Raw genomic sequence first — 19,278 nt, 5'->3', positions numbered from 1 at the left:
AGTCATCACCGACGAACAGCACCCGATCCTCCAACCCTCGACAACACGATCAAGCAGCCCGCAGGAGCCGGTCGGCGTGCTAATGGACCAGTACTCACGCCCCCGGAGGGCGGGCACGACATCCCATTAGTGATCAAGGCCCCTGACCACGAGTGAGGGCACTGTCTGACCCCAGGACTCACGATCGGTCCAGCGGTGGGAAGTGCTCACTCACTCGCGGCTACCAGGCACCGAGTCTGCCCGATCAGCCGACCCGGTAGCTCCCATTAGCGGCGGTGGTTGCGGCCGTAGGCGTCGGGCATGGTGTGACCCTGCTCCGGCGCGGGCATCGGGCGCGGCGCGGCGGGCGTCTGCCCGTACGGGTCGTGCTGTTCCCGCTGCCCGGGATAGGTCCCCGCGGACGGCGGCGGCTCCACGACGGCCGTGTCGTAGCTGCCGGCCTCGCCGGGGCGGGACAGGCCGTCCAGCGTGGCGCGGGCCCGCTCCAGGTGCGTCGTGGCCACCATCACGTCGTACCGGCCGGCGACGAGGGCGCTGCGCGAGGCGAAGTCGCGCTGGCCGCGGGTGAAGTAGTGGTTGGCGAAGCCGAACGCGGCACCGAGGGCGGCACCCCACAGGGCGGCCCACAGGACCAGGGCGATGAACGACGCCGTGGTGCTGGTGAACAGGCCGAGGAACAGCCCGATCACCAGGCCGAAGACGACGCCGTTGCCCGCTCCGCGGAGCGCCGCCGTCGCGTTGGTGACCCTGCCGGTGACGACCTCCTCAAGGCGCAGGTCACGGCCCACGATGGAGACCTGCTCCACCGGGAACCCCGCGTCCGACAAGGCGTCCACGGTGCGTTGCGCCGACACGTAGTCGGTATGGCTGACCAGGAGTCTCCTGTCGACGTTGACAGGAGTACCCAGGCCGACGGTCGGATCGGTCATGACAGACCGCCTTTCGCGGGATAGTGCTCTGTCCAGATAACTGGCTCTACCCGGCGGGCGGCGGATATTCCTACCAGCTCTGATGCAGCGGCATGCCCTCCGTGTAGCCCGAGGAGCTCTGCACGCCGACGACGGCCCGGCGGTGGAACTCCTCTAGGTCCCCGGCGCCGGTGTAGGTGCACGCGGAGCGCAGCCCGGCCACGATGGCGTCGATCTGGTCCTCCACGCTCGGCCGTAGGGGGTCCAGGTACATCCGGGAGGTCGAGATGCCCTCCTCGAACAGAGCCTTGCGGGCCCGCTCGAACGGCGTGTCGTCGGCGGTCCGCAGCTTGACCGCCCGCGCCGACGCCATGCCGTAGTTCTCCTTGTACGCGCGTCCGTTCGCGTCGGTGCGGGTGTCGCCCGGCGACTCGTAGGTGCCGGCGAACCACGAGCCGATCATCACGTTGGCCGCCCCCGCGGCCAGGGCGAGCGCGACGTCGCGCGGGTGGCGGACGCCGCCGTCGGCCCACACGTGCCGGCCCAGCCGCCTGGCCTCGGCCGCGCACTCCAGCACGGCCGAGAACTGCGGCCGTCCGACGCCGGTCATCATCCGGGTGGTGCACATGGCGCCGGGCCCGACGCCGACCTTGACGATGTCCGCCCCGGCGGCGACGAGGTCGCGCACCCCCTCGGCGGTCACGACGTTCCCCGCGGCGAGCGGGACGCCGGGGCCGAGCGCCCGGACCGCGTGCAGCGCCGAGATCATCTTCTCCTGGTGGCCGTGCGCGGTGTCCACGACCAGGCAGTCGACCCCGGCGTCCAGCAGTTCCTTCGCCTTGGCGGCCACGTCGCCGTTGACGCCGACGGCGGCGGCCACCCGCAGCCTGCCCGCCGGGTCGACGGCCGGCCGGTACAGCGTGGCCCGCAGCGCGCCGGTCCTGGTGAGGATGCCGACGACGCGGCCGTCGCCGTCCACGATGGGCGCGAGCCGGTGCCTGCCCTCGTGCAGCGTCTCGAACGCCGCCCGGGGCGCGAGCCCGGCGGGCAGGGTGAGCACGGAGGCGGACATGACCTGCGAGAGCTGGGTGAACATGTCCACGCCCGCGCAGTCGGCCTCGGTGACCACGCCGACCGGGCGGTTCTCCCAGTCCACCACGATGACCGCGCCGTGCGCCCGCTTCGGCAGCAGGTTGAGCGCCTCGCCCACGGTGTCGTGCGGGGTGAGGGTGAGCGGGGTGTCGTGCACCAGGTCGCGCTTCTTGACCCACTCGACGACGTCCGTGACGACGTCGATCGGGATGTCCTGCGGTATGACCGTGATCCCGCCACGCCTGGCCACGGTTTCGGCCATCCGCCGCCCGGCGACCGCCGTCATGTTGGCCACCACGACCGGGATCGTGGTGCCCGTGCCGTCCCTGCTGCTCAGGTCGACGTCCAGCCTGGAGCCGACGTCCGACCGCGCGGGGACCATGAACACGTCGCTGTATGTCAGGTCGTGGGAGGGATTGAGGTCGTTGAGGAACTTCACGTGTGCCCATCCTATTCGCCCGGTGGTTCAAGATGGGTGTTCCCCGTCTGGAGGAAAAAAGGTGTCCGCCAGACCGTCTTCGGGGCCTCCGTTTGTCCGCCGGGATACAGATCACACCCAGGGAGGATCCGATGGGCACACGGAGGGGCTACATTGACGGCGCGATTGAATCATGCCGAACGGGTGGCCATGAAATGGAGGCAGTGTGAACATCGTTGACCGGCCCGAGGTGCTGGTCGTGGGCTTCGCCGTGCGTACGGCGAACGCTGACGAGTCGGATCCCGCGCGGGCCAGGCTTCCGGTCCTGTGGGCCAGGGCGGGCGCGCCGGGGGCGTTCGCCCACGTGCCGGGCAAGGTCGATGAGAGTCTCTATGCGGTCCTGACCGACTACGAGAGCGATCACCACGGCGCCTACACGCAGGTCGTGGGCGTGGCCGTGCGCGCCGTCGCGGCCCTTCCCGAGGGGATGGTGGCGGTCCGGGTGCCCGGCGTCCCGGCGATGCGGCTGGAGGCCAGAGGGCCGATGCCGGACGCGCTGGTGGAGTGCTGGCAGCAGGTCTGGAAGCACACGGAGTCCGGCGGAGCCCCGCCGCGCGCGTTCACCACCGATCTGGAGATCCACCACCGTGGCGGCGCCGACATCTACGTGGCGGTGCTGCCTCCGCGGTGACGTCCGCGGGTGCGGCGGTGCGGGCCGTACCCGGGGAGGTCAGTCGTCCTCGTCGTCGGGCGGCGGGTCGGGCAGCCGCCAGCCGACGATGAGCAGCGGCAGGAACAGGTGGGTCACCGCCAGGGTGAACGCGCCCGGATAGATCAGGGCCAGCGGGATCGTGATCGTCAGGCCGCCCGACGTCCTGCCCGCCTGCAGGCTCAACGCGACGAGGACGACGAGGCCGGCGGTGGTCGCCAGGTGGGCCGTGGTGTAGGCGCGGTTCCGCTCGTCGAGCTGACGCTCGTCGAGCCTGCCGGGCGACAGCGTCGTGATGCCGCCGGTCGCCTGCTGGAGCACGCCGACGACGAAGACGCCGATCGCGAAGGCCACGAACAGCATGGAGATGTAGACGTTCCGCGCGGTGTCGCTCGGCGCCAGGAACCAGATCACCACCAGCCCCGCCCACAGCAGGGCGAGGGCTCCGGCGCCCGCGACGACCAGCCGCTGGCGTTTCGCCCTGGTGTCCCGCCAGCGCAGGGTGCGGGGGTCGTCGAGCCTGGCGAGTTGCCGCCGCTCCTGCGCCTCCCGTTGGCGCGCCCACCAGCCCTTCACCGTGCTCCTCCTTCGCTGCCCAGCCGGGGGAAGGGCTTCAGGGAGAAGACGACCTCCACCGGGACCTCGAAATATGCGGCGATGCGCAGGGCGAGGAACAGGCTGGGACTGTATTCGCCGCGCTCAAGATAGCCGATCGTCTGATAGTGGACCCCGAGAGCCGAAGCCAGGTCACGGCGCGAGATGCCGCGCTCGGCTCTCAGCACCGTGATCCGGTTGTAGACGTCTTCCGCGGACACCGGGTCAGTTTCCCATGCCGATCATCAGTTTGCGGCCTGGGCGGCCAGTCGCCGCTCGGCCAGGCGGGACCCGGACTCGCGCCGGGTGGCCCGGCGGAGCAGCCAGGCGGCCAGCAGCAGTCCGGCGACCGCCCACGCGCCGAGGACCGCCGCCGTCTCGGGCAGCCGCCACGCGCCGCCGATCTCGGCCGCGAGCATGCTGTCGGGCAGGAAGACCGAACGCAGGCCGAGCCCCTGCCAGTACAGCGGGAGCGCCTGGGCGATCCACTGGACCGGCTCCGGCATGTAGGACATCGGCAGCATGACGCCGGAGATCAGCATCGCGCCCATCATGGGCAACCCCATGATCACCGCGGCGGTCTTCGGGCTGGGCAGCACGGAGCCGATCGCCGCGCCGAGCGAGACCACGGCCAGCGTGCCGAGCGGCACGACCCAGGCGAGCGTCAGCCAGTCGGCGGGCGAGGAGGGGAAGGTCACGCTGCCGAGGGCCAGGCCGATGCCGAGCATCAGCCCGCACTGCAGGACGATCTGGCACAGCACGGTCACCCCGCGCCCGATCAGGTAGACGGGGATGCCCCCGGCGGTCGCGCGCAGCCGCAGCATCGTGCCGTCCTCCCGGTCCGCGGCGATCATCATGGCCAGCGACAGCAGCCCGCCCGAGGTGATGGTGAACGCGAGGAAGCCCGCGGTCATCAGCGTGCCGCTGGAGACGTCGGTGCCCTTCACCGGCTCGTCGCCGATCCACAGCAGCAGCAGGACGAACACCCCGACCGTGCCGAGGAGCTGCCCGGCCTGCTCCTTGCGGTCCTTCACCAGGTGGACGAACTCCGCCCAGCCGCGCCGGACGCCGATCCCCATCATCTTCCGCACGGTCTTCACGCCGCCCTCCCGACCAGGTCCAGGTAACTCTCCTCCAGCGTCGGCCGCCTGACCTCCAGGCCGGGCACCGGCCCGCCGAACCGCGCCTGCAGCTCCCACACGACCCCCGAGGGGTCGTCGGTGGCCCGCGTCCGCCGCTCGCCGTCCTCGATCCATCCCACCCGCGAGGGCGCCTGTACGGCGCGTGCCAGGTCCTCCGCGTCGCCGCAGACCGCGATCTTGCCTCCGAGGAGGATCGCGATCCGCCCGGCGAGCCGCTCCGCCTCGGCCAGGTCGTGCGTGGTGAGCAGGATGGTCATGCCGTCCTCGGTGGCGAGCCGCTCGACGAGCCGGTGGAACTCGCGCCGGGCCTCCGGATCGAAGCCGGTCGTCGGCTCGTCCAGGAACAGCAGCTCGGGGCGGCCCACGATGCCGATCGCGACGTCGAGCCGCCTGCGCTGCCCGCCGGAGAGCAGGCCGACCTGCTGGGACGCCTGCCCGGTGAGCCCGAGCGCGGCGAGCAGTTCGTCGGGGTCACGTGGGTTGTCGTAGTAGGAGCCCATGTGCGCCAGCAGTTCCCGCACGCCCCACCGCTTGTGGTCCTGCCATGCCTGGAGCACGACGCCGAGCCTGGCCCGCCAGGCGTCGCCGCCCCGCTGCGGGTCGGTGCCGAGGACGCTCACCTCGCCGCCCGACCGGTTGCGGAAGCCTTCCAGGATCTCGATCGTGGTCGTCTTGCCCGCCCCGTTGGGGCCGAGCAGCGCGACGATCTCGCCTTCGCGGATGTCGAGGTCCACGCCTTTCAGCACCTCGGCCCGGCCGTAGGCCATCCGCAGCCCACGCACGCTTATCGCAGTACTCATACGGGAGAATGTAGTAGATGTACTACATCTGAATCAACTCCTACGACACAGTGATGAAGGTGGAGTACGAAAAAAAGGGGCGCCGCCGTGGTCACGGCGACGCCCGGGTAAGGCGGGGATCAGTCCTGGCCCGGCCAGAGGGGATCGGGGATCTCGAAGCCGACCGGGTCGCCCCAGCGGTTGCGGTAGCTCACCTCGTGCGCGGGGCGGCGCGGGGCCACCCCCCAGCGGCCGGTCGGATAGCCGAAGGTGACCGTGCAGGCGAGTGTCCAGCCCTTGTCCGGTGGCACGCCGAGCAGGTCGAACGTCTTCTCCGCGTGGAACAGGCCGAGCACGCTGGTCAGCGCCGAGCCGACGCCGTGCGCGCGGGCGGCGAGCTGGGCGCTCCAGACCGACGGGTAGATCGAGCCGCCGCCGGGGTCGTTGCGGGTGAAGGCGAACAGCAGCAGCGGGTACGCCTCGAAGTGGTCCGCCAGGTGCTGGGACGAGCGCATCACCCTGAGGGTCTGCTCGTCGCCCTCGGCCTCGGCGCGTTCCCGCATCGGCTTGTAGTGCCCCTCGAAGAGCCGTCCGAGGGCGTCCCGGTAGAGCGGGCCGAGCGCGGCCTTGGTCTCCGGGTCGTCCACCAGCAGCAGCCGCCAGCCCTGCGCGTTGCCGCCGCTGGGCGCCCGGATCGCGGCGTCCAGGATGCTGCGCTGGACCTCCTCGGGGATCGGGTCCGGCTTGACCCGGCGCATCGCCCTGGTGGTGTAGAGCGCCTCGAAGACGTTCACGCCAGCACCCCCGCCGCGCGCAGCCCGGCCGCCCGCTCGACGGACAGCCCCCACCCGGACAGGTCGGTGAGCCGGGTCGCCGGGGACAGGTCCGGCCGCGGCACCCCGGCCAGCCGCGGCGCGGGCGCCGGCTGGAGGGTCCCGCCGGAGTCGGCGAAGGCGCCGCGGGCCACGTTGTGCGGGTGGCCGGCCGCCTCCTGGAGCGACAGCACCGGTGAGACGCAGGCGTCGGACCCCGCGAACACCGCCTCCCACTCGGCCCGCGTCCTCGTCAGGAACGCCTCCGCCAGCCGGGCCTTGAGCGCCGGCCAGTTGGCCCGGTCGTCGCGGTCGGGAAGATCCGTCAAACCCATCCTGTCCACCATCTCCTGCCAGAACTGCGGTTCGAGCGCCCCGACGGCCACGTGCTGCCCGTCGGCGGTCTCGTAGGTGTCGTACATGGGCGCGCCGGTGTCGAGCAGGTTGGTGCCGCGGGGGCCCCAGGTGCCGTTCCGCACGCCCTGGTGGAACATCGCGAACAGCAGCGCCGCGCCGTCGACCATGGCCGCGTCGATGACCCGGCCGCGCCCGGTCCTGCCGCGCTCGATCAGCGCGAGCAGCACGCCGTAGGCGAGCATGAGCCCGCCGCCGGCGAAGTCGCCGAGGATGTTGATCGGCGGCGTCGGTTTGTCACCCTCGCGGCCGAGCAGCGACAGCACGCCGGAGACCGCGATGTAGTCGATGTCGTGCCCGGCCGTGGACGCCAGCGGCCCCTCCTGGCCCCAGCCGGTCATCCGGCCGTAGATCAGCCGCTCGTTGACCGCGTGCAGGTCCTCGGGGCCGATGCCCAGGCGTTCGGCCACGCCCGGCCGGAAGACCTCGATGACGACGTCCGCGTGCGCCGCGAGCTCCCTGAACGCCGCGACGCCCTCGGGCGACTTCAGGTCCAGCCCGATCGTGCGCTTGCCCCGGTCCAGGGTGTCCCGGCGCGGCCGGTCGCCGGCCCGCGCCACGGCGGCGACCCGGTCGATCCGCAGCACGTCGGCGCCGTGGTCGGCGAGCATCATCCCCGCGAAGGGCCCCGGCGCCAGCCCGGCCAGTTCGAGCACGCGTATTCCGGCCAGCGGGCCGGCCCCGTTCGCCGGCGGTTCGCCCATGCGTGTCTCCTCGTCAGAAAGCGATCGTCGCCCGACAGTAGAACAACATTCGGTGTTCTCTTGCAAGACGCCATCCCGACCGCCTACGCGAAAGCCGCCGATATGGGAAACTTGCGGCTTGTCGGCAGGGATCAAGGGGCGGAAACGGACATGGTGTCACCGGACAGCGAACGGCTGATCGCCGGGCGTTACCGGCTGCTACGCAAGCTCGGGCAAGGCGGCATGGGCGTGGTCTGGGAAGGCCACGACACGCTTCTCGATCGGACGATCGCGGTGAAGGAGGTGATCCTTCCACCGGGGCTCCCGCCCATCGAGCACGAGCGTCAGCTCCTCCGCACCACCCGCGAGGCGCGAACCGCGGCCCGGCTCAACCATCCGAGCATCGTCGCCGTCTACGACGTGGCCGAGCAGGACGGCCGCCCGTGGATCGTCATGGAACTGGTCGAGGCGCAGCCGCTGGACGAGATCGTCAGGGAGACCGGCCCCATACCGGTGCGGCAACTGGCCGACATCGGCCGCCAGGTGCTCTCCGCGCTGCGGGCCGCGCACGAGATCGGCATCCTGCACAGGGACGTCAAGCCGGGCAACATCCTGGTCACGGCGGAGGGCCGCGCGGTGCTGACCGACTTCGGCATCGCCACCCTCGAAGGCGACAGCTCCCTCACCCAGACCGGGATGGTCGCCGGCTCGCCGAGCTTCCTCGCGCCGGAGCGCGCCCGGGGCCACGCCTCCGGCCCGCCGTCCGACCTGTGGTCCCTCGGCGCGACCCTGTACGCCGCCGTGATCGGCCGCTCGCCGTTCGAGCGTTCGGAGACGATGGCCACCCTGAGCGCGCTGCTCACCGAGGACCCCGACATGATGCGGGTGCCGCGTTGGCTGCATCCCGTGATCAAGGGCCTGTTGCAGCGCGACCCCGCGGAGCGGCTGACCGCCGAGCAGGCCGACGAGCTGCTGGCCGAGCTCCTTGTCCCGGAGGGCAGGGGCGGCCGGCGGCGTGAGGGGCGCACGGCCACCACGACCGCGCAGAACCCGGAGCAGAGCGGCGGCGGGCGGCGCAGGACGATGCTGATCGCCGCCGCGGCCGTGGTCGTCGCCGTGGGCGGCACGGTCGGCTGGATCACCCTCGGCGCCAGGGGCGGCCCCCCGGCGGCGGACGCGGCCGTGAGCGCGCCGCCCACCGCCGCCACCGCCGCCGCCACGGAGGCCGCCCCGTCCGCCACGCCGACCCCGACGCCCACCCCGACCCCCACCGCGACCAAACGGCCCGGCGTGCTCCGGCCCTGGAACTCGCCCAAGGGCTGGGCCATCTCCTTCCCCCGGGGCTGGAAGGGGTCCAGGGACCAGGGGTACACCGAGTGGCTGCGCCGTGACGGCGGGGCGCACCTCGGCGTGGAGGAGTCGCGCGAGCCCGGCGCCGAGGACCCGCTGAGCATCCTCGGCGAGCAGGAGCAGGGCATCGCGCTCTACGCGCAGGACATCCGCACCATCCGCACCGGGGAGGTCGCCGTCCCCGGCGGCAAGGCGGCCGAGTGGGAGTTCACCTGGGTGATGGGCGAGCTGAACCGCTTCCCGTGGGCACGGGCGGGCGAGACCTACCACGAAGTGCGCCGGGTCGTGGTGGCCGGCGGCACGGCGTACACGCTGGAGTGGACCGCGCCGGAGGCGGAGTGGAACCGGCAGCGCAAGATGATCGACCGGGTCTTCGACAGCTTCACCCCGGCCGGAGGGTGACGTGACGCCGGACGCGCGGCCGTGGCGGGTGCTGGCACTGGCGCCGCTGTCCGAGCGCGCGGTGCGCGGGCTCCTCGCGCCCCTCGGCGACGCGGTCAGCGTGACCGTGCCCGCGGCCCGTGATCCCGACGCCGTGCGGGAGGCCCTCCCCGGCGCCGAGATCGTGCTCGGCGACTGGACGGCCTCGCTCGTCCTGGACGCCGAGGCCGTCCGGGCCGCGCCCGGCCTGCTCTTCGTGCAGCAGCCGTCGGTGGGCGTGGACGGGCACGACCTGGCGGCGCTCACCGCGGCGGGCGTGCCGCTGGCCAACACGCCGGGCGTGAGCGCGAAGGCCGTGGCCGAATGGTGCGTGGCCGCCGCGCTCGCGCTGTGCCGTCGGCTCACCGCCGCCGACGCGGCGGTCCGCGCGGGAGAGTGGCCGCAGCTCGGCCTCGGGCCCAGGGAACTCGGCGGCGCGCGGGTCGGCATCGTCGGCTTCGGGCCGATCGGCGCGGCGTGCGCCCGGCTCTTCGGCGCGTTCGGCTGCGAGGTGTCCTACTGGTCGCGGCGGGCGAGACCGGTGGGCGAGACCGCCGGCGCGGTGTACCGCGACCTGGACGAACTGGTCGCCGGTTCGGACGTGCTGGTCCTGGTGATCGCGCTGGCCGAGGAGACCCGCGGCCTGATCGGCGCGGAGGCGCTGGCCCGGATGCCCGCCGGAGCCCTCCTGGTCAACGCCGCCCGGGGCGGCGTCGTGGACCAGGCCGCCCTCGCCGGCGCGCTGTCCGCCGGGCGGCTCGCCGGAGCCGCGCTCGACGTCTACGCCACCGAACCGCTGCCGCCGGACGACCCGCTGCGCGAGACGCCGGGCCTGCTGCTCTCCCCGCATGTGGCGGGTGTGACGGCGCAGGCGACCGGGCGGCTGCTCGGCGTGGTCCTGGAGAACCTGCGCGCCGTCGTCGAGGGCCGCCCCGTGGTGGGCGTGGTCAACGGCCTCGACCCCGTCGTGCGGCGCCGCCCGGCGTCCTGACCAGGCATCGGACGATTCGCACGACCCGCCACGGGGCACACCAGGGGGGTGCCGAGACTGATGGTGCGCAGGGGAGTAGAGTTTCGGTCGCTTCACAGCACCCCGGTGTCCGGAGCGGGCCAACCGGTGGAGCTCGAAGTTTTCGCATGGTTAACGTGTGAAGTCTGGTCTGTGTTTCTTTCTGGAGATAGCGTGCCAGATGACGATCTACGTCTCTGGGACCTGGGGGTGGTGTCATGCCAGAGCGCTCCGAACGTTCGTCCGGGCAGATGGTGGCACACCGGCGGGCGGTTGAGCAGATCAAGGAGTCCTACGCGGCGATTCCGGGGGATGCCGCGCCGAGGCTGGCCAAGGCCACGACCAACCTGTTCAGGTTCCGTGACGGGGGCAAGGCCGCCAAGCTCTCCGCCAAGGACCTCGACCAGGTGATCGAGGTGGATCCGGTGACCCGCACCGCCGAGGTGCAGGGGATGACCACCTACGAGCACCTGGTGGACGCCACGCTGCCGTACGGGCTCATGCCCTACGTGGTGCCGCAGCTCAAGACGATCACGCTGGGCGGTGCGGTGACCGGGCTCGGCATCGAGTCCACCAGCTTCCGCGACGGCCTGCCGCACGAGTCGGTGGAAGAGCTGGAGATCCTCACCGGTGACGGCCGCATCGTCGTCGCCCGGGAGGACAACGAGCACAGCGACCTGTTCCGCGCGTTCCCCAACTCCTACGGGACCCTCGGCTACGCGCTGCGCCTCCGGATCAAGCTGAAGCCGGTGAGCCCCTACGTGCGGCTCACCCACCTGCCCTTCTCCGACGCGGACAAGTGCATGCTCGCCATGCAGGAGATCTGCGAGGCCAAGGAGTACGACGGCGAGCGGGTCGACTTCGTGGACGGCGTGTTCTTCCGCCCCGGCGAGCTCTACCTCACGCTCGGCCAGTTCTCCGACCGCGCGCCCTACGTGTCCGACTACACCGGCATGCGCATCTACTACCAGTCGATCCAGAGCCGCACCCGGGACTGGCTGACCGTCCGCGACTACCTGTGGCGCTGGGACACCGACTGGTTCTGGTGCTCGCGCGCGTTCGGCGTTCAGCAGCCGCTGGTCCGCTCGGTGACCCCGCGGCGCTGGCTGCGCTCCGACGTCTACCGCAAGCTGGTCGGCCTGGACCGCAGGTACGGCGTGACCGCGCGGCTGGACCGCTGGCGTAACCAGCCGGTGCAGGAGTCGGTCATCCAGGACGTCGAGGTGCCGGTCGACCGCGCCGCTGAGTTCCTGGACTTCTTCCACTCCAAAGTGGGCATGACGCCGGTATGGATGTGCCCGCTCAAGTCGGGGGACGACTGGCCGCTCTACCCGCTGGAGCAGGGGCGGCTCTATGTGAACTTCGGGTTCTGGGGAACCGTCCCGCTGCCCAAGGGGCAGTTCGACGGCTACTACAACCGGCTCATCGAGCATGCCGTGCACGAGCTCGACGGTCACAAGTCCCTCTACTCGACCTCGTTCTACCCCCGCGACGAGTTCTGGCGCCTCTATAACGGAGACGCTTACTGGCCGGTCAAGAGAGCCTATGATCCGGGCGGCCGGCTGCTCGACCTCTACGAGAAGTGTGTACGGGGGCGTTAAGGAGGTTGGTTCTGTGTCTCTTGCACAGATCTTCGAGAAAGTCGTCGGGCCGGAGACGGGCATCTCCTTCGTGGCCTACGACGGCAGCAAGGCCGGGCCGGACGGCTCGGACATCCGCATCGAGGTGAAGTCCCCGATCGCGGTCGCCTACCTCGCGCAGGCGCCCGGCGAGATGGGGCTCGCCCGCGCCTACGTGTCGGGTCACCTCGACGTGCACGGCGACATGTACACCCTGCTCGACAGGATGTGGTCGGTCACGCTCAACGACCTGACCCCGGCGGAGAAGCTCTCCGCCGTCCGCGAGCTCGGGGTCAAGCCGCTGATGATGCGGGTGCCGGTGCCCAAGCAGGAGATGCGCCGCAGCATGCTGGCGCGTCTCGGCAGCAGGCACGCCAAGGCGCGCGACGCCGAGGCGATCCATCACCACTACGACGTGTCCAACCGGTTCTACGAGTGGGTGCTCGGGCCGTCGATGGTGTACACGTGCGCGGTCTTCCCGGCCGCGGACTCCACGTTGGAGGAGGCGCAGTACACCAAGTTCGACCTGGTGAGCAAAAAACTGGACCTCCAGCCCGGCATGCGGCTGCTCGACGTGGGCTGCGGCTGGGGCGGCATGGTCATGCACGCGGCCAAGGAGTACGGCGTCAAGGCGCTGGGCGTGACGCTGTCGCGGCAGCAGGCGGAGTACGCGCAGAAGGCGATCGCCGAGGCGGGGCTGGACGGGCTGGCCGAGGTCCGGTACATGGACTACCGCGACGTCACCGACACCGGCTTCGACCGGATCAGCTCGATCGGTCTCACCGAGCACATCGGCAAGGAACAGCTGCCGTTCTACTTCAAGTTCCTGTACGACAAGCTCAAACCGGGCGGGCGGCTGCTCAACCACTGCATCACCCGGCCCACCGGCACTGAAAAGACGATCAACAAGGGCGGTTTCATCAACCGCTACGTCTTCCCCGACGGGGAGCTGGAGTCCATCGGCTATCTGGCGCGCCAGATGGAGGACATCGGCTACGAGATCAGGCACACCGAGAACCTCCGCGAGCACTACGCCAAGACGCTCGAAGGCTGGGTCGCCAACCTGGACGAGCACTGGGAGGAAGCGGTCGAGGAGGTCGGCATGGGCACCGCGCGGGTCTGGCGGCTGTACATGGCGGGCTGCATCGTCGGCTTCGAGCGCAACAAGATCCAGCTGCACCAGGTGCTGGCCGTGAAACTGGGCGAGCGCGGCGAGGCCGGGGTGCCGCTGCGTCCCTCGATCGACTGGCCCTGACCGGGCCCGTTCCGCGCGCCGCCGGCGCCCGTCCACGGGGACGGGCGCCGGCGGCGTCCGGGGTCAGCGCAGCTCGCGCTTGAGGATCTTGCCGGTGGCGGTCATCGGCAGCGCGTCGCGGAACTCCACGATCCGCGGATACTTGTAGCCCGCCATGTTCTCCTTGCCCCAGGCGGTCAGCTCCTCCTCGGAGACGTCCTCGCCCGCCTTGCGGATCACGTATGCCTTGATCTCCTCGCCATGCGAGTCGTGCGGCACTCCGACGACCGCGGCCAGCGAGACCGCGGGATGGGTCATCAGGACCTCCTCGATCTCCCGCGGGTAGACGTTGAAGCCGCCCCGGATGATCATGTCCTTGGCCCGGTCCACGATGGTGTAGTAGCCGTCCGCGTCGCGGGTGGCGATGTCGCCGGTGCGGAACCAGCCGTCCTTGATCACCTCGGCGGTGGCCTCGGGGCGCTTGTAGTAGCCCTTCATGATGTTGTGCCCGCGGATGGCGATCTCGCCGGGGCCCTCGCCTTCGACGGTCTTCCACTCGCTGTCCACCAGCCGCATCTCCACGCCCCAGATGGGGGTGCCGACGGTGCCCGGCTTGGTGACCCGGCCCGGCTGGTTGAAGCTGGCCACCGGGGAGGTCTCCGACAGGCCGTAGCCCTCGTTGATGCCGACGCCGAAGGTCGTCTCGAAGTCCTTCAGAACCTCGACCGGGCAGGCCGCGCCGCCGGAGACCGCCGACTTGAGCGAGGCGGGCACCTCCTCACCGGCGTGCACGGCGGTCAGCAGCGCCCAGTACATCGTGGGCACGCCCGCGAACAAGGTGACCTTCTCCGTGCGCATCAGCTCCAGCGCGGGGCCGGGTTCGAAGCGGGGGAGCAGCACCAGCGTGGCCCGCCGGCGGAAGCCCATGTTGAGCAGGGTGGTCTGGCCGAAGGAGTGGAACAGCGGCAGCACCGTGAGGAAGACGTCGCCGTCCGCCTCGTCGGGGAACATCGCGTCGGAGACCATGGCGTTCATCACCATGTTCTGGTGGCTGAGCTCGGCGCCCTTGGGCTGGCCCGTGGTGCCGCTGGTGTACAGGATGACCGCGGTGTCGTCCGGCGCGGTCTGCACGGTGCTGAACTCGCCGGGCATCCCGTCGAGCGCGGCCCACACCGTCTCGCCCAGCTCGGACTCGGTCGCGAACGCGGTCGCGGGCAGCACGAAGAAGTGCTCGGTGACCTCCACCTGGTCGAACCCGGCCCGCCCGCGCTCGCCGAGCGGGAGTTCGGGCGTGCCCTCGAAGCAGAAGAACGCCTTCGCGTCGGAGTCGGTCAGGTGGTAGGCGATCTCCCGGGCCTGGAGCAGCACGTTCAGCGGCACCACCGTCGCGCCGGCCTTGAGGATGCCGTAGTACACGAACGGGAAGTACGGCAGGTTGGGGCAGGCGATGGCGACCTTGTCCCCCTTGCCGATGCCGCGCGCCACCAGGAGGTTCGCGACCTGGTTGGCGACGGTGTCCACCAGGGAGTACGGCAGGCGCAGCTCGCCGAAGACCATGGCGGTGTGGTCGGGAGCCTCGCGGGCGCTGTCTTCCAGCACGATCGCCAGGTTGAGCATGGTCGCTTCCTCTCCGAGGGGTAAGAGCGGATACGGTCATCCTGGCAACAACGAGATACTGACCGGTAGGTAACGTAGATAACAAATTGAATTTTGCATCGAAAGTGGCATCAATCGGGCTACCACAAAGTGCATACGGATGGCGCGCGCCCGCTCGCGGGAGTAAGTAGATGACAGGTCGCTGGCCAGGGGGAGCGGCGGCGGTTCCCGACGAGGAAAGGCGCGGCCATGCCGTCAGCGGTGTCCAGGCAGTACGACTACGTGATCGTCGGCGCGGGATCGGCCGGATGCGTGCTGGCCGGGCGGCTCTCCGCCGATCCCGCCGTCTCCGTCGCGCTGGTGGAGGCGGGCGGCCGGGACGACGGGCTGGAGGTGCGCATTCCGGCGGCGTTCAAGAAGCTGTTCAAGACCGCGCGGGACTGGGATTTCCACACCGCCAAACAGGCCGAGATGTTCGGCAGGCGGCTCTATTGGCCGCGTGGCAAGATGCTCGGCGGTTCCTCCAGCATGAACGCCCAGATGTGGGTGCGCGGCCACCGGGCCGACTACGACGGATGGCGGGTGCCCGGCTGGTCCTACGCCGACGTCCTGCCGTACTTCACCAGGGCCGAGCACCGGATCGGCAGCAACCACGGCGGCGTGTACGGCACCGACGGGCCGGTGCACATCTCCGAGCTGCGCAGCCCCAACCCGGCGACGGCGGCGTTCCTGCGCGCCTGCGGCGAGCTGGGCATGACCCGGCTGGCCGAGCTGAACGGCCCCTCCAACGAGGGCTACTGCCAGACGCCGGTGACGCAGTACCGGGGCAGGCGGTGGAGCGCGGCGGACGCCTACCTGCGGCCGGCGCGCAGGCGGCCCAACCTGACCGTGCTCACCGGGGCCACCGCCGCCCGGGTGGTCATCGAGGAGGGCAGGGCGACCGGCGTCGAGCTCGCCGGCGGCGCCAGGCTCGGCGCGGGACGCGAGGTCGTGCTGGCGGCCGGCTCCGTCGGGTCGCCGCACCTGCTCATGCTGTCCGGGGTGGGCGAGCCGTCGGAGCTGTCGGCCAACGGCGTACGGCCGGTGCACGAGCTGCCCGCCGTGGGCCGCAACCTCCAGGACCACCTGGCCTCCGGGATCAACCTGCGCTGCACCCGGGAGATCACCCTGGCCGGCGCGGAGTCCCTGGCCAACCTCGCCAGGTACGTGTTCGCCAGGTCCGGCATGCTGACCTCGAACGTGGGGGAGGCGGTCGCGTTCGTCCGGACCACGCCGCGCGAGCCGGCGCCGGACATCGAGCTGATCTTCGCCCCCGGGCCGTTCTCCGACCACGGGCTCAGCCCGGTCGAGGGGCACGGCCTCACCATCGGCGCGGTGTTGCTGCGGCCGGAGAGCAGGGGCCGGATCACGCTCGACGGCCCGCAGGTCGTCATCGACCCGGGCTACCTGAGCGCGGAGGCCGACGTGACGCGGCTGGTCGCCGGGCTGGGCACGGCGCTCGCGCTGTTCGAGACCGAGGCCCTCGCCCCGCTCGCGGGCGGCCCCATGCAGCCCTACTGGGGCGCGCGCGGCGAGGAGGAGCTGGCCCGCTGGGTGCGCGAGCGCAGCGAGACCCTCTACCACCCGGTCGGCACCTGCCGGATGGGCGCCGACGAGGACTCCGTGGTGGATCCCGAGCTGCGCGTCCGCGGCGTCGCCGGCCTGCGGGTGGCCGACGCCTCCGTCATGCCGGTCATCAATCGCGGCCACACCCACGCCCCCACCGTCATGATCGCCGAAAGGGCCGCCGACCTCCTTGCCGCCGCCCGTCTCTGAACCGCCGCAGGCGGCCCCGCCCCCCGGGGCGGGATCGTGCGCAAGCCGCGTGCGCGTAGGGGATGTGGCAGGATGCACAGTGGTCCGGCCGGGTTCGATGGAGGTTCTGTGACGCTCGCTCTCGGGGAGATCGACCTTTCTGACCGTGCGTTCTGGGCGCGGCCGATGGCCGAGCGGGAGCAGGCGTTCGCGCTGCTCCGCGCCCAGCCGGCGCCGATGCGCTTCGCCGAGCCGGTGGTCGGCTACGCGCCGCCCGGCGACGGCTTCTACGCCCTGGTACGGCACGCCGACATCGTCGAGGCCAGCCGCCGGCCGGAGATATTCTCCTCGGCCAAGGGCTCCACCAGCGTCCACGACCTGACCCCGGAGTTCGCCGAGTACTTCGGGTCGATGATCAGCATGGACGATCCCCGGCACGCCCGGCTGCGCCGCATCGTGTCCCGGGCGTTCACACCGAAGATGATCCAGAAGTTCGAGGACGACGTGCGGGCCGAGGCGGCGCGCATCGTGGACGAGCTGCTGGCCGTCGGGCCGGGGTGCGACTTCGTTGGCGAGGTCGCCGCCCGGCTGCCCCTGAAGATCATCTGCGACATGATGGGCATCCCCGCCGAGCACTACCGCACGGTCTACGAGGCGACCAACGTCATCCTCTCCGGCGGCGACCCCGAGTTCGTCTCCGACGCCGAGAATGCGGGGGCGCTGCTCCTCGGCGCGGGCGAGCGGCTCGCGGGCCTGGTCACCTCCCTCGCGAAGGACCGCCCCGACGGCCTGATCAGCGCGCTGACCAGCGCGAACATCGACGGTGAACAGCTCACCGTGCAGGAGCTGGGGTCGTTCTTCATCCTGCTCGTGGTGGCGGGCAACGAGACCACCCGCAACGCGATCTCGCACGGCCTGCACCTGCTGACCGAGAACCCGGACCAGCGCGACCTGCTGCTCGCCGACCTCGACGGCCGGGTCGGCGGCGCGGTGGAGGAGATCGTCCGGCTGGCGTCGCCGGTGGCGTGGATGCGCAGGACCGTCACCCGGGACCACGAGATGAACGGCACGTCCTACCGGGAGGGCGACAAGGTGCTGCTCTTCTACTGGGCGGCCAACCGGGACGAGGACGTCTTCACCGACCCCTACCGGTTCGACATCCTGCGCGACCCGAACCCGCACCTGGGCTTCGGCGGCCCCGGTCCGCACTTCTGCCTCGGCGCGCACCTCGCCCGTCGGGAGATCCGGGTCCTGTTCAGGGAGTTGCTGTCCAGGATCCCGGAGATCCGCTCCGTCGGCGAGCCCGACCGGCTGCGCTCCAGCTTCATCAACGGCATCAAGCGGATGCCCTGCGCCTTCTGAGCCACGCACGTACAACGTACGCAACATTCCATTGACGCAGGTCCGCGCGTTGCGAATCATGGAAGGATGAGCGTGAGTCCAGCGGGGAGCGGGCCGATCACCTCGGTCGACGACTTCGACCTGTCCGACACCTCGTTCTGGCTGCGGCCGATGGCCGAGCGGGAAGAGGCGTTCCGGCTGCTGCGGCTGCGCGACCGGCCGGTCTTCTACGCCGAGGCCGAGGTGACCTACGCTCCGACCGGTCCCGGCTACCACGCCCTGGTGCGGCACGCGGACATCCTGGAGGCGAGCCGGCACCCCGACGCCTTCTGCTCGGGGGACGGCGGCGCGACCAACATCCCGGACATGCCCGCCGAGTTCGCCGAGTACTTCGGCTCGATGATCAACATGGACGACCCGCGGCACGCCCGGCTGCGCCGCATCGTCTCGCGGGCCTTCACCCCCAAGATGATCAAGCAGTTCGAGGCCGACGTCGACGCGGCCGCCGTCCGGATCGTGGACGACCTGCTGCGCACCGGCCCCGGCTGCGACTTCGTCACCGAGGTCGCCGCCAAGCTGCCCCTGAAGATCATCTGCGACATGATGGGCATCCCGGAGAAGGACTACGGCCACGTCTACGACCGGACCAACGTCATCCTCGGCGGGTTCGACCCCGAGTTCGGCGGGGACGACCTGCTGACGGTCGGCGAGCGGCTGCTCACCGCCGGGATGGAGCTCCAGCAACTCGTCCAGGACCTCGCCGCCCGGCGCGCCGAGCAGCCCACGGACGACCTCACCTCGGCGCTGGTCAACGCCAACATCGACGGCGAGCGGCTCACCATGCAGGAGCTGGGGTCGTTCTTCATCCTGCTGGTCGTGGCGGGCAACGAGACCACCCGCAACGCGATCTCGCACGGCATGCGCCTGCTCACCGAGAACCCTGACCAGCGCGACCTGTGGCTCACCGACATCGACGGGCACACCCCGCGCGCGGTGGAGGAGATCGTCCGGCTGGCGTCGCCGGTCAACTACATGCGCCGCAAGCTCACCAGGGACTTCGAGATGAACGGCACGCTCTACCGCAAGGGCGAGAAGGCCGTCCTGTTCTACTGGTCGGCCAACCGCGACGAGCGCGTGTTCGCCGACCCCGGCCGTTTCGACATCACCCGCGACCCCAACCCGCACGTCGGGTTCGGCGGGCCGGGCCCGCACTTCTGCCTGGGCGCCCACCTCGCCCGCCGCGAGATCGGCGTGATGTTCCGCGAGCTGCTGCGCCGCGTCCCCCAGCTTGAGGTGGGCACGCCGGAGCGGCTGCTCTCCGGCTTCATCAACGGCATCAAGCGGGAGACCGCGGAGTTCTGACG

At 71.0% G+C, this 19,278-nt stretch carries 17 protein-coding genes; 8 read left to right on the top strand and 9 right to left on the bottom strand.

Annotated features, from left to right (window positions below):
- Positions 1-266: 266 nt before the first annotated feature.
- Both QSK26_RS15520 and QSK26_RS15515 read right to left on the bottom strand, forming a co-directional pair.
- The gene (locus tag QSK26_RS15520) at positions 267-929 is read right to left on the bottom strand and encodes a YflT domain-containing protein (RefSeq protein WP_285775819.1); all 663 of its coding nucleotides are present in this window, start codon (positions 927-929) and stop codon (positions 267-269) included.
- A 70-nt stretch (positions 930-999) separates the two neighbouring features.
- Positions 1,000-2,439, bottom strand: coding sequence for a GuaB1 family IMP dehydrogenase-related protein (locus QSK26_RS15515; protein ID WP_285775818.1), 1,440 nt, complete (start codon positions 2,437-2,439; stop codon positions 1,000-1,002).
- A gap of 205 nt (positions 2,440-2,644) precedes the next feature.
- On the opposite strand from QSK26_RS15515, the gene QSK26_RS15510 reads away from it, so the two are divergent.
- A complete protein-coding gene (locus QSK26_RS15510; RefSeq protein ID WP_285775817.1) occupies positions 2,645-3,109 on the top strand; it encodes a GyrI-like domain-containing protein in 465 nt (154 codons plus the stop codon).
- Between the two features lie 39 nt (positions 3,110-3,148).
- On the opposite strand, the gene QSK26_RS15505 is transcribed toward QSK26_RS15510, so the two are convergent.
- The 6 genes from QSK26_RS15505 to QSK26_RS15480 form a co-directional block, all read right to left on the bottom strand.
- Positions 3,149-3,703, bottom strand: a complete 555-nt coding sequence (locus QSK26_RS15505) for a hypothetical protein (RefSeq protein ID WP_285775816.1) — start codon at positions 3,701-3,703, stop codon at positions 3,149-3,151.
- The gene (locus QSK26_RS15500; RefSeq protein ID WP_285775815.1) at positions 3,700-3,942 is read right to left on the bottom strand and encodes a helix-turn-helix transcriptional regulator; all 243 of its coding nucleotides are present in this window, start codon (positions 3,940-3,942) and stop codon (positions 3,700-3,702) included. Before QSK26_RS15500 ends, QSK26_RS15505 begins: the two co-directional genes overlap by 4 nt.
- Positions 3,943-3,966: 24 nt before the next feature.
- Complete coding sequence (locus tag QSK26_RS15495) at positions 3,967-4,821, bottom strand: ABC transporter permease (RefSeq protein ID WP_285775814.1); 855 nt, start codon at positions 4,819-4,821, stop codon at positions 3,967-3,969.
- On the bottom strand, positions 4,818-5,663 hold the full coding sequence (locus QSK26_RS15490) for an ABC transporter ATP-binding protein (protein WP_285775813.1): 846 nt from the start codon (positions 5,661-5,663) through the stop codon (positions 4,818-4,820). The genes QSK26_RS15495 and QSK26_RS15490 overlap by 4 nt, the downstream gene beginning before the upstream one ends.
- 119 nt (positions 5,664-5,782) lie before the next feature.
- Entirely contained in the window at positions 5,783-6,436 is a 654-nt protein-coding gene (locus tag QSK26_RS15485; RefSeq protein WP_285775812.1) for a nitroreductase family protein, read from the bottom strand.
- Positions 6,433-7,572, bottom strand: coding sequence for a CaiB/BaiF CoA transferase family protein (locus QSK26_RS15480; protein ID WP_285775811.1), 1,140 nt, complete (start codon positions 7,570-7,572; stop codon positions 6,433-6,435). The genes QSK26_RS15485 and QSK26_RS15480 overlap by 4 nt, the downstream gene beginning before the upstream one ends.
- 150 nt (positions 7,573-7,722) lie before the next feature.
- Between QSK26_RS15480 and QSK26_RS15475 the strand changes: the two genes are divergently transcribed.
- The 4 genes from QSK26_RS15475 to QSK26_RS15460 all read left to right on the top strand — a co-directional run bounded on the left by QSK26_RS15475 (position 7,723) and on the right by QSK26_RS15460 (position 13,204).
- On the top strand, positions 7,723-9,303 hold the full coding sequence (locus QSK26_RS15475) for a serine/threonine-protein kinase (protein ID WP_285775810.1): 1,581 nt from the start codon (positions 7,723-7,725) through the stop codon (positions 9,301-9,303).
- A gap of 1 nt (position 9,304) precedes the next feature.
- Positions 9,305-10,312: an NAD(P)-dependent oxidoreductase gene (locus tag QSK26_RS15470; RefSeq protein WP_285775809.1), complete on the top strand. Its 1,008-nt coding sequence runs from the start codon at positions 9,305-9,307 to the stop codon at positions 10,310-10,312.
- A gap of 236 nt (positions 10,313-10,548) precedes the next feature.
- On the top strand, positions 10,549-11,931 hold the full coding sequence (locus QSK26_RS15465) for an FAD-binding oxidoreductase (protein WP_285775808.1): 1,383 nt from the start codon (positions 10,549-10,551) through the stop codon (positions 11,929-11,931).
- A gap of 13 nt (positions 11,932-11,944) precedes the next feature.
- Positions 11,945-13,204 carry an SAM-dependent methyltransferase gene (locus QSK26_RS15460; RefSeq protein ID WP_285775807.1) on the top strand — a complete coding sequence of 420 codons (1,260 nt, stop codon included), beginning with the start codon at positions 11,945-11,947 and terminating at the stop codon, positions 13,202-13,204.
- A 63-nt stretch (positions 13,205-13,267) separates the two neighbouring features.
- Here QSK26_RS15460 and QSK26_RS15455 read toward each other — a convergent pair whose 3' ends face one another.
- Entirely contained in the window at positions 13,268-14,800 is a 1,533-nt protein-coding gene (locus QSK26_RS15455) for a long-chain-fatty-acid--CoA ligase (protein ID WP_285775806.1), read from the bottom strand.
- Positions 14,801-15,028: 228 nt separating this feature from the next.
- Here QSK26_RS15455 and QSK26_RS15450 point away from each other — a divergent pair, with 228 nt between their 5' ends.
- The 3 genes from QSK26_RS15450 (at position 15,029) to QSK26_RS15440 (ending at position 19,276) form a co-directional block, all read left to right on the top strand.
- Positions 15,029-16,594, top strand: a complete 1,566-nt coding sequence (locus tag QSK26_RS15450; protein WP_285775805.1) for a GMC family oxidoreductase — start codon at positions 15,029-15,031, stop codon at positions 16,592-16,594.
- Between the two features lie 72 nt (positions 16,595-16,666).
- A complete protein-coding gene (locus QSK26_RS15445) occupies positions 16,667-17,935 on the top strand; it encodes a cytochrome P450 (protein ID WP_285775804.1) in 1,269 nt (422 codons plus the stop codon).
- Between the two features lie 66 nt (positions 17,936-18,001).
- Positions 18,002-19,276 (top strand): cytochrome P450, encoded by a 1,275-nt coding sequence (locus QSK26_RS15440; RefSeq protein WP_285775803.1) that lies wholly within the window; start codon positions 18,002-18,004, stop codon positions 19,274-19,276.
- Positions 19,277-19,278 lie beyond the last annotated feature (2 nt).

Origin of the sequence: Microtetraspora sp. NBRC 13810 (assembly GCF_030268685.1) — a bacterium.
GTDB lineage: Bacteria > Actinomycetota > Actinomycetes > Streptosporangiales > Streptosporangiaceae > BSRQ01.
Note: the sequence above shows the minus strand (reverse complement) of the source record. Positions and strands in the feature narration are given on the sequence as shown.

Coding starts and splice junctions, on each gene's coding strand:
- QSK26_RS15490 (WP_285775813.1), bottom strand. CDS start 5,663: ATGAGTACTGCGATAAGCGTGCGTGGGCTGCGGATGGCCTACGGCCGG.
- QSK26_RS15520 (WP_285775819.1), bottom strand. CDS start 929: ATGACCGATCCGACCGTCGGCCTGGGTACTCCTGTCAACGTCGACAGG.
- QSK26_RS15450 (WP_285775805.1), top strand. CDS start 15,029: ATGCCGTCAGCGGTGTCCAGGCAGTACGACTACGTGATCGTCGGCGCG.
- QSK26_RS15455 (WP_285775806.1), bottom strand. CDS start 14,800: ATGCTCAACCTGGCGATCGTGCTGGAAGACAGCGCCCGCGAGGCTCCC.
- QSK26_RS15475 (WP_285775810.1), top strand. CDS start 7,723: ATGGTGTCACCGGACAGCGAACGGCTGATCGCCGGGCGTTACCGGCTG.
- QSK26_RS15480 (WP_285775811.1), bottom strand. CDS start 7,572: ATGGGCGAACCGCCGGCGAACGGGGCCGGCCCGCTGGCCGGAATACGC.
- QSK26_RS15465 (WP_285775808.1), top strand. CDS start 10,549: ATGCCAGAGCGCTCCGAACGTTCGTCCGGGCAGATGGTGGCACACCGG.
- QSK26_RS15445 (WP_285775804.1), top strand. CDS start 16,667: ATGCACAGTGGTCCGGCCGGGTTCGATGGAGGTTCTGTGACGCTCGCT.
- QSK26_RS15440 (WP_285775803.1), top strand. CDS start 18,002: ATGAGCGTGAGTCCAGCGGGGAGCGGGCCGATCACCTCGGTCGACGAC.